The 10,018-nt window shown below is 72.2% G+C and carries 5 protein-coding genes; 1 reads left to right on the forward strand and 4 read right to left on the reverse strand.

The features are described 5' to 3' along the window. Nucleotides 1-60 precede the first annotated feature (60 nt). The 4 genes from ACZ6QO_RS04285 to rpsT all read right to left on the reverse strand — a co-directional run bounded on the left by ACZ6QO_RS04285 (nucleotide 61) and on the right by rpsT (nucleotide 7,710). Nucleotides 61-1,026, reverse strand: coding sequence for an ABC transporter ATP-binding protein (locus ACZ6QO_RS04285; RefSeq protein ID WP_465847527.1), 966 nt, complete (start codon nucleotides 1,024-1,026; stop codon nucleotides 61-63). 34 nt (nucleotides 1,027-1,060) lie between these two features. Further along, nucleotides 1,061-3,760 carry an FtsX-like permease family protein gene (locus ACZ6QO_RS04290; protein WP_465847529.1) on the reverse strand — a complete coding sequence of 900 codons (2,700 nt, stop codon included), beginning with the start codon at nucleotides 3,758-3,760 and terminating at the stop codon, nucleotides 1,061-1,063. Beyond that, complete coding sequence (locus tag ACZ6QO_RS04295; protein ID WP_465847530.1) at nucleotides 3,757-7,092, reverse strand: ABC transporter permease; 3,336 nt, start codon at nucleotides 7,090-7,092, stop codon at nucleotides 3,757-3,759. Before ACZ6QO_RS04295 ends, ACZ6QO_RS04290 begins: the two co-directional genes overlap by 4 nt. 345 nt (nucleotides 7,093-7,437) lie before the next feature. After that, complete coding sequence (rpsT, locus tag ACZ6QO_RS04300; RefSeq protein ID WP_465847532.1) at nucleotides 7,438-7,710, reverse strand: 30S ribosomal protein S20; 273 nt, start codon at nucleotides 7,708-7,710, stop codon at nucleotides 7,438-7,440. Nucleotides 7,711-8,094: 384 nt separating this feature from the next. On the opposite strand from rpsT, the gene lepA reads away from it, so the two are divergent. Continuing rightward, nucleotides 8,095-9,918: a translation elongation factor 4 gene (lepA, locus tag ACZ6QO_RS04305; RefSeq protein WP_465847533.1), complete on the forward strand. Its 1,824-nt coding sequence runs from the start codon at nucleotides 8,095-8,097 to the stop codon at nucleotides 9,916-9,918. Nucleotides 9,919-10,018: the final 100 nt, after the last annotated feature.

Genomic DNA, 10,018 nt, shown 5'->3' on the forward strand with positions numbered 1-10,018 from the left:
GGTTCGTCGTGGGGGAGTGGTGCGGGGTGGGGGGTGTTGCTGGGGTGTTGGGGTGGGTGCTCATTCGGTGTCCCCCGGTTGCGGCTTGTCGGGCCATACTCCGATGTGGTCGCGTTCGAGCTCCAGTCGTACGCGGCGTTCCATGGCCAGGGCGTTGGTGAAGTCCCTGGGAAGCTGCAGGCGCCCGACCCGGTCCAGGACGGCGTACTCCTCGGCGATGATCTCGCCGTCCGAGGAGGCGCGGCGGAGCGTCTCGCTGCTGGTGCGCCCGTCGCGGATGCCGACGGTCCGGTCGACCTGCTCGGAGACGAGCGCGTCGTGGGTGACGATCACGCCGGTGACGCCGAGCTCGCGGTTGGCCCGGCGCAGCGCCGCGAAGACCTGTTCGGAGTTCTCGGTGTCCAGCTCGCCGGTCGGTTCGTCGGCCAGGATGACCTGAGGGGAGTTCGCCAGCGCGACGGCGATGGCCACCCGCTGCTGCTCTCCGCCGGACATCTCGCCCGGCTTCCTGCCGGCGCAGTACGCCACGCCGAGTAGTTCGAGCAGCTCGTCGGCGCGAGCAGCCCCGGCGCGCTTGCCGGCCAGCTTCATGGGCAGCCGGACGTTCTCGCGGGCGGTGAGGTAGGGCAGCAGGTTGCGCGCCGTCTGCTGCCAGATGAAGCCGACGACCTCGCGCCGGTAGCGCAGGCGGTCCTTGGCCGTCATGGACAGCAGGTCGGTGCCGCCCACGCGGGCGACGCCGGCGGTCGGCACGTCCAGCCCGGACAGCACGTTGAGCAGCGTGGACTTGCCGGAGCCCGACGCGCCCACCATGGCGATCAGCTCCCCCTTCTCGATGAGCAGGTCGAGTCCCTGGAGGGCGACGACCTCGACGCCCTCGGTCTTGTAGATGCGCACCAGGTTGTCGCACAGGATGTGCGCGTGCTCGCCGAACACGGGCCCGGCCTGGGCGGCCTGGGCCTCCAGTTCCGAGAGTGTGGGAGTGTCCACCGTCCCGCCGGTGTCCACTGCGCCCGATGTGTTCACGGTGCCTCCCCGTGGGCGGTGTCGGTGTGGCGGGTCATTCGCCCACCCTGAGTGCCGAGCCGAGTGATCGGCGGCCGCCGATCCGCGCGTGCAGGAACGCGCCGAGCACGGAGACGGCGGCCAGCCCGGCGGCCAGCAGGACGGGCGTGGTGGGGCTGAGCCGGTAGTCGCCGACGGTCAGCGCGCCCGCGTAGGCGCGAAGGTCGATGGCGGACCCGAGCGCTGAGGGCAGCGCGAGGCCGAGCAGCAGGCCGGCGCACGCGGTGAGCACGATCAACGGGGCTATCTCCAGGACGGTCAGGGTGGACGCCTGGCGTTCTGACAGGCCGAGTGTGCGCAGGTAGGACAGCACGCGCGCCCGGTCGGCGGCGCCGATCACCAGGGAGATGATCACGGTGAGCAGCGCGTACGCGGCCAGGGCGACGGTGACGACGCGGAAGCTGGTCATGATCGTGCCGGCCAGCGGCGCCGCGGTGATCTTGCGCAGCGAGTCGGTAAAGGTGGACACCAGGATGCTGTCACGGTGGCCGGTGGCCGCCCTGAGCTCGGCGCCGTCGATGTCATCGCCCTCGATGAGCAGCATGCTGGTGTAGATCCGCGCACCCGCCCGCTTGGAGGCGTCGTAGGGGACCACGATCAGATTGTTCTCCGTGAAACTCACGCCGGGGAGTCCTCCGCTGATGACCCCCGCCTTGGTGAGCTTCATGCGGACGTGCCAGCCGATCTCGAAGGAGGACAGGTTGGCCAGGTCGGGGGACACCAGGGCCGGGATGGCGGGGGCGGCCATGCCGGCCGGGGCGTGCGGGATGTCGAGCGGGGTCCCGGCCATGGCCCGGCGGTACGCCTCCAGGTCCACGGCGAGGACGGTCGCGGTCCTGCCGCTGAGACCCACCTGGGCCGTGCCCTTGTCCGCCGGGATGACGGTCTTGACGCCGCGGACGTGCCGCACCCGTTCGATGACGCCCGCGGGCAGCTCGGCCGAGGACTCCACCCGCGCGGCGGCTCCGGTGGCGTGCCAGGCGGCGAGCCGCTGCGTCGCGTCCAGGCCCTCGCCGACGACGGCCCCGTACACCGAGACGGTGAGCGCGGGCAGCAGGATGAGCACGGGCAGCGCGGTGACCGACCTGGCGCGCGCCGCCAGGGTCATCCCGACGAACGGGACGGCGGAGCGCGCGCGCCCGGCGGCCCACACGATCAGGCGCAGCGGGTAGGGGTAGCAGCGCAGCGTGATGAGCGCGGCGGCGACGGTGAGCGCGGCGGGGACGAGCATGAGGAACGGGTCGGCGCCGCGCCGCAGCGTCTGGGTGGTGAGCCCGCGGGTGCGCAGCAGGTACGCGCCGGCCAGGGCCAGCACGATGACCACGACCTCCAGGGCGACGCGTCGCGGCGACGGGCGGCGCGCGACCACGTCGTCGCGGCGGTCCTCGATCGGCCTGCGGTGCCCGGTGGCCAGGCGCGCGGCGGTGAACGCGAGCGTGACCAGGGTGATCAGCAGCGGCCCGGAGTGCACGGCCGCGGTGGCCGGGCCGGGGTAGGCGAACGCCAGCGCGTAGCCGGCCAGTACGGGCGGCACCAGCGCCATGGCGATCACGGCGGTGCCGGTCAGCACGATCTGGCGCAGCGAGGCGCCGCGCGCGCGGGCCAGCGTCAGGCCGGTGCGCATGCGCTCGGCCATGAGTTGCACGGCCAGGGCGAGGACGCCCACGGCCACCGTGACCAGGCCACCGAGAATGAGGAACATCAGCGTCTGGGCGGTGCTGAGCTGATCGAGGAAGCCGGACAGCACCTCGGGCAGCGCGGTCTTGAGCTGGTAGGGGGCGACGCCGATCCGCGGGTTGTAGGGGACGGGGCCGGCGGTGTCGCCGACGATCGTCCGCAGGTACGCGCCGATGCCGTCGATCACCGAGCCGGCGTTGCGCGCGGTGATCGCGTGGTTGTCCACGGCGAAGATCCACCGGTAGTCGAGCTCCCTGGCCTCGCCGCTGAGCTTGGTCAGCGACGCGGGGCTCGTCAGGCTGGTGATGTAGTGCTCCTCGATGTCCATCGAGGGCTGGCGCCGGACGGTCACGGTGAGCATGTCGTGGTTGTGGTCCCAGAAGCGGTCGCGCGGGGCCAGGGCCTCGTACACGCCGGTGACCTTCGCGAGCGAGGGACGGCTGTTGCCGAGGATGAGCGTCGTGCCGACCGGGATGCCCATCTTGTCGGACGCCTGCTTGGACAGCGCGATCTCGAAGAGCGTGATGTCCTTGATCTCGGGATGGCCCGGGACGCTCGCCAGGGTGGCGGGCGCTCCCGGCGGCGCGCCCGCCACGTACCGGATCCGCTGGTCGGTGCCCGACACCCAGGCCATGTCGACGTACTGGAACGGGCGGTGCCCGCGGTCCAGGCGGCCCGCGACGGGGGTGCCGGTGGTCTTGGCGCCGTAGTGGCTGCGGTCGCCGGGCCCGTGGTACAGCGTTTCCGCCACCTCAGGCGGCAGGATGCCGCGGAAGTGCCGGTCGCCCGCCGCGAAGGCGTCCACGGTGGTGAGCGGGCTCGTGCTGGGCGCCCGCATGCTGACCGTGACGTCGGTCAGGGTGGCGGCGGTGTCGTCCAGGACGCCGTGCAGCGCCCCGTCGTAGGACCGTTCGAACGCCCGGGGAAGCGTGCACACCAGCAGCGTCGCGCTGAGCGCCAGCAGCGCCAGGACGGTGGCCGCGCCCCGGTGGATCTTGAGCAGGAGCAGCGGGTTCATCGGTCATCTCCGATCCGCAGTGCCCGGCCGAGACCCTGCCGGCGGAGCGACCGGGCGAGGCCGGCCACGACCGTGAACAGCAGGGCGGCGACCACGGCGAGCAGCGCGATGGTGGCCGGCCATGGGATGTCGAGGAGCACCGACGGCGTCACCGAGACCGCCTGGCCGGTCAGCACGATGTGCGGGACGACGAGACCCGCGACCGCCACGGCCAGCAGCGTTCCGCCCACCAGCGACAACCCGATGAGAAAGGTCTGCTCGACGGCCAGCAGTCCGAAGATCTGCCGGAAGCTCATGCCGAGAGCGCGCAGGATCGCGAACTCGGCCGTCCGCTCGCGCGCCGCGACGGCGGCGTTGACCACGAACCCGAGCACCGCGAAGATCAGCGCGGCGACGAAGCCGAGGATGAGGGCTCCCTGCAGGCCGCTGGCGAGCGGGTCGTCCCTGAGCCGCTGGGTCAGCGAGCCGAGGTCCACCACGGTCTGGTCCCATTCGGGGTGGCGGGTCAGTTCGGCCGCCGCCGCGGCGGTGTCGCCGTCCCGGGTGGCCATCCACCACTCGCCCACCGCGCGCGGCGTCCGGGCGCCGAGGACGTCCCTGGTGAGGATGGTCGGCAGGTCGGCGAGAACGGCGGACGCGCCGGCCGGCGTGCCCGGCATCGACTCCACGATGCCCGCCACCTCGATGTCCAGTTGCTCGCCCTCCATGTTGATCGTGGCGGTCTTGCCCGGGGTCAGGTTCTGGTCGCGGGCCAGGTCGGCGGTGAGCACCATGGGGATCGGCCGGAAGACGGCGCCCGCGGAGCCGTCCGCGTGCGGGAGCAGATCGGCGTCGGGCAGGCCGGCGGGCGTCACCGCGAGGGCGAGGTGCTCGGGGTCGCCCGCCTGGGGAGGCTGCTGCGCCTTGGGCGGGGGGACGGTGAGGTTCAGCAGCGCGGGTCCGGAGCTCCCGGCGCCGCCGGAGGACGCCGCCTTCGGGTCCTTGACGTGGCCCTCGCCGCGCACGACGGGGCCCCAGCGCAGCGACTTGGGCAGGACGACCGCGGCGCCGCCGTCGGTCCTGGCGTCGTTCAGCGTCAGCGTCAGGCCGCTGCCGCGCTCGGGCACCGGCACGTCCATGAGGAACCCGCGCAGGCTCAGCGGGTAGCTGAGCGCCCCGGCCCGGCCGGCCAGCGAGGCCAGGTCGACGGTGACGCGATGCGGCCGGCCGTCGGCGGGCAGCGGCCCGATCTGGACGTCACGGTGGGCGCCGAGCGCGTCGGACAGCAGCAGATGCACCCGCAGCCCGTCGTACTCGGGCCGCGTGGCGGGACGGTCCAGGGTGAACCGGGCGGTCATCGACAGCGTCTTGGGTTCGCCGGGCAGCGGCAGGCCGGGGACCTTGGGACGCCCCGCGGTCAGGCGCGCCGCGATGGCCTGGATCGACTCCGAGGACAGGTCGGGGCGCAGCATGAGCAGGCGCTCCAGCTTGGCGGCGTCGAGGGCGATCAGGGTGGGGTTGGACCCCGAGAACGAGGTGACCCCCCGGTAGACGGGGCTGATGGCCGTCACCCCGGCGAGGGCGCCGTAGGTGGCGCCGCGGCCGAGCGGCCCCAGTTCGGGGGACTCCAGCGGCCCCGAGACCCGCAGGTCGGCCGCCGCCTGGTGGCGCGCCTGGTCGACCTGCGAGCTCCGCCAGGTGGCGGCGGTCGCCATCGAGACCACGCCGATCGCCACCGCCATGGTGAGCAGCAAGGCGGGCCCGGAGTAGCGGAGGGGGCGGCGGCTCACCTGCCACGCGCCGAGGGCGGGCGCGAGCGAGGGACGCCGTGTGGTGAACCGTGCCGCGAGGCGGGAGACCCGGGGCACCAGCCGCAGGCCGAGCATGCCGCCGCACAGCAGCGCCAGCGCGGGGCCGGTGACGATCAGCGGGTCGATGCCGAGGTCGCCGCCGGTGGTGGCGGTCACCGGCGCGCCGTAGTGCTGGAGCTGCCAGATCGCCAGCGCGGCGACCGCGAGCAGGGCGACGTCGCCGCCGGCCCGCTCCAGCAGGCCCTGGCGGTCGCCACGGCCGCGCACGGCCTGCTCCTCGACGTAGGTGCGGCGGGCGCCGCGCAGCGCGGGGAGGGCGAGCAGCACGGCGCAGGCCAGCGCCACGCCGGCCGCGATCGCGAAGGTCGCCGCGTCCGGCCTCGGGGTGATCCGCACGCCCGCCGCCTGGATCCACGGGATCGTGTTGACCAGGCCGAGCAGCGCGGGCGCGAGGAACGGGGCGACGATCGCGCAGGGGACGGCCACCAGCAGCGCCTCGGCCCCGGTGAGCGCTGCCAGGCGCAGGCTTCCCGCTCCGCGCGAGCGCAGCAGCGCCACCTCCATCCGCCGGTGGTCGGCCAGCAGCCGCGCGGTCAGCACCAGCGCGTACGCGGCGAGCAGCAGCAGTTGCAGCACCGGCACCAGCATGGTCGACCGCGCGACCAGCGCGGCCTGGTCGAGCTGGGTGAGCATGTCCGGCAGCCGGGTGAAGGTGGTGCACGACGAGCAGTCACGCTTCAGGTCGCCGTCCAGCGCCGCCACCGAGGCGGCGAACGGGCGCAGCCGCTCGGGCGGCAGCCTGCGCAGGTCGGGCTGGGAGGTCCAGGTGGCGGCGACGCTGGTGCCGGTGAACCGTGCGAGGAAGGTCTCCCTCGGCACCATGAGGGGGCCGTAGGTGGTGTAGTTGCCGCGGTCGGCGCCCTTGCGCAGCAGGTCCTCGGCGTTCCAGCGGTCGGAGTAGGGGTCCAGGAGCTGGAAGATTCCGGTGACCTTCGCGGACACGCGCTTGTGGTCCAGCCGGCCGACGACGGTGAACGCGTCGCCCGCGGCCAGGTTCATCGCCTGGGCGGCGGGCTCGGAGACCGCCACCTCGACCGTCCCCGCCGTTGAGGCGCGCGGCCACGAACCGGTGACGAGCCGAGCGGAGTCCTCGATGCCCTCATAGGTGCCGAACCGGGTGAGCTCCGGCTGCTTGCGGCGTTCCTGCCCGGGCATGGCGTAGGAGTCGGAGCGGGCGCTGAACGTCACCCGCTGCGGCACCGCGGCGCCGCCGTCCCGTACGCGCTCGGCCATCCGGTCGCGGACCGCCCGGTCGATCCCGGGGAAGGTGGCCTGCTGGACGGGGGCGCCGACGCGGATCGCCGTGAGGTCGGCGGCCGCCGTCTCCATCGCCCGGCGCACGCCCACCTGTGCGATCGACGAGGCGTACATGGTGAGCGCGACGAGCGTGGTCGTCGCCAGCAGGATCGAACCGAACGCCGCGAAGAGCAGTAGAGGTTCGCTGAAGGCGCGCCGCAGCACCAATGGTGTCCGCCCCCGCATGAACCCCGCCTTCCTTGTGTGCCGTTCGCGTTTTATGCACCATAAGGGCGGTTTTGACGGATAAGCAGGGGTGGGGAGAGAAGGTGACGGACCCGATATCGCCTGGCAACGGCGGTGTTATCCCGAAATTGTGACAATTCGCGGTGTAACGCCCCAGCACCGGATGCGCCTCGGATGGGGGCGGGGGGCTGTCCGTGGCGAGGGCCGGAAGCGGGGGCGTTGGCCGGGGTGCGGGCGTGGCGGGGGGTGTGCGGACATGCCAAACGCCGCGTCCTTGGTGGACACGGCGTTATGGGATGCCGGGCAGGTGGTCCGGCTGGATCGTCCGGGCGGATGCCCGGAGGATCACTCGGCGGGCTGCAGGGCGGCGACGCGCTTGGCGATGGCCGACTTGCGGTTGGCCGCCTGGTTCTTGTGGATGACGCCCTTGCTGACAGCCTTGTCGAGCTGACGCGAGGCGGCGCGCATGAGGACCGCGGCCTCCTGCGCGTTGCCCTGCTCGGCGGCCTCGCGGAACTTGCGGACCGCCGTCTTCAGGGACGACTTGACGGCCTTGTTGCGCAGCCGGGCCTTCTCGTTCTGTCGGTTGCGCTTGATCTGGGACTTGATGTTCGCCACGAAGAAGCCTCGGTGAAAGTCGGTCGGATGGGGCGCGCGGGCAGAGAGGGCGCGCCACACGCAGTTGAACAGGATAACAACATGCCGGGGTCGCACCAAAATCGACAGACCACGGCACACGCCTGCGGCCTCATCCTAGCGCAGTGAAGAGCTCGACGGTCTTGGTGCCCGGTAAACTGGGGGGCGAAGCGCGGCACCGACACGCCCGGCAGGCGATCCGGCCCTTCGGGGGCGGGCGGCCCACGGGTGCGCGTGGCCGCGCCGATCTGCTGTCAGGCCCGCAGTCCGGGTGACGCTGCCTGGGTGACCACCCAAGCGTGCCACCATGGGGCGGCTGGCCCGCCAGCCTCCGATTAAACGTCGAACCTGCCGAAACGGACACCGGTGCCCATCCAGCCTGGCCAGACCGACCCCGCGCTGATCCGCAACTTCTGCATCATCGCGCACATCGACCATGGCAAGTCAACGCTTGCCGACCGGATGCTGCAGCTGACCGGTGTTGTCGACGCCCGGCAGATGCGCGCCCAGTATCTCGACCGCATGGACATCGAGCGCGAGCGCGGCATCACCATCAAGTCGCAGGCCGTCCGGCTGCCGTGGGACGGGCACGTGCTCAACATGATCGACACGCCCGGCCACGTCGACTTCACCTACGAGGTGTCGCGGTCGCTGGAGGCGTGCGAGGGCGCGGTGCTGCTGGTCGACGCCGCCCAGGGCATCGAGGCCCAGACGCTCGCCAACCTCTACCTGGCGATGAGCGCCGATCTGCACATCATCCCGGTGCTCAACAAGATCGACCTGCCGGCCGCCCAGCCGGACAAGTACGCCGAAGAACTCGCGGGGCTCATCGGCTGCGACCCCTCCGACGTGCTGAGGGTGTCCGGCAAGACCGGCGAGGGCGTGCGCGAGCTGCTCGACCACGTCGTCACGCAGGTGCCGGCCCCGGTCGGCGACGCCGCGGCCCCCGCCAGGGCGCTGATCTTCGACTCGGTGTACGACACCTACCGCGGCGTGGTCACCTACGTCCGGGTCATCGACGGGCAGCTCTCCAAGCGCGAGCGCACGATCATGATGTCCACCGGCGCCGCGCACGAGACGCTGGAGATCGGCGTCATCTCGCCCGAGCCGGTGCCGTCCACGGCGCTGGGCGTGGGCGAGGTCGGCTACCTGATCACCGGGGTCAAGGACGTCCGGCAGGCCCGCGTCGGCGACACGGTCACCACCACCGCGCGCCCGGCGAAGGAGGCCCTCGGCGGGTACGAGCATCCCAGGCCGATGGTGTACTCCGGCCTGTATCCCATCGACGGCGACGACTACCCCGAGCTGCGCGAGGCCCTGGACAAGCTGCAGCTGAACGACGCGGCGCTGGTCTACGAGCCCGAGACCTCCGCCGCGCTGGGCTTCGGCTTCCGCTGCGGCTTCCTCGGCCTGCTCCACATGGAGATCGTCCGTGAGCGGCTGGAGCGCGAGTTCAACCTCTCGCTCATCTCCACGGCCCCCAACGTCATCTACCGGGTGATCATGGAGGACGGCAAGGAGAACGTCGTCACCAACCCCTCCGAGTTCCCGGCCGGCAAGATCGCCGAGATCTACGAGCCGGTGGTGAAGGCCACGCTGCTGTCGCCGGCCGACCACATCGGCGCCATCATGGAGCTCTGCCAGGGCCGCCGCGGCTCGCTCCTCGGCATGGACTACCTGTCGGAGGACCGCGTCGAGATCCGCTACACGCTGCCGCTCGGCGAGATCATCTTCGACTTCTTCGACCAGCTCAAGTCCCGCACCCGCGGGTACGCCTCCCTCGACTACGAGCCGTCCGGCGAGCAGGAGGCCGACCTGGTCAAGGTCGACATCCTGCTGCAGGGCGAGGCGGTCGACGCCTTCAGCGCCATCGTCCACCGCGACAAGGCCTACGCCTACGGCGTCGAGATGGCCAAGAAGCTCAGGGAGCTCATCCCGCGCCAGCAGTTCGAGGTGCCCATCCAGGCGGCCATCGGCGCCCGGGTGATCGCCCGCGAGAACATCCGCGCCATCCGCAAGGACGTGCTGGCCAAGTGCTACGGCGGCGACATCAGCCGCAAGCGCAAGCTGCTGGAGAAGCAGAAGGAAGGCAAGAAGCGCATGAAGATGGTGGGCCGCGTCGAGGTCCCCCAGGAAGCCTTCGTCGCCGCCCTGTCCACCGAGAACAGCACCGACAAGGCCAAGAAGTAGCGACCGGCTCGGGGGGGGGGGGGGGGGGGGGGGGGGGGGGGGGGGGGGGGGGGAGGGGGGGGAGGGGGGGGGAGTGGGGGGGGAGGGTGGTGTGGCGTGT

This window comes from Sphaerisporangium sp. NPDC049457 (assembly GCF_055586705.1).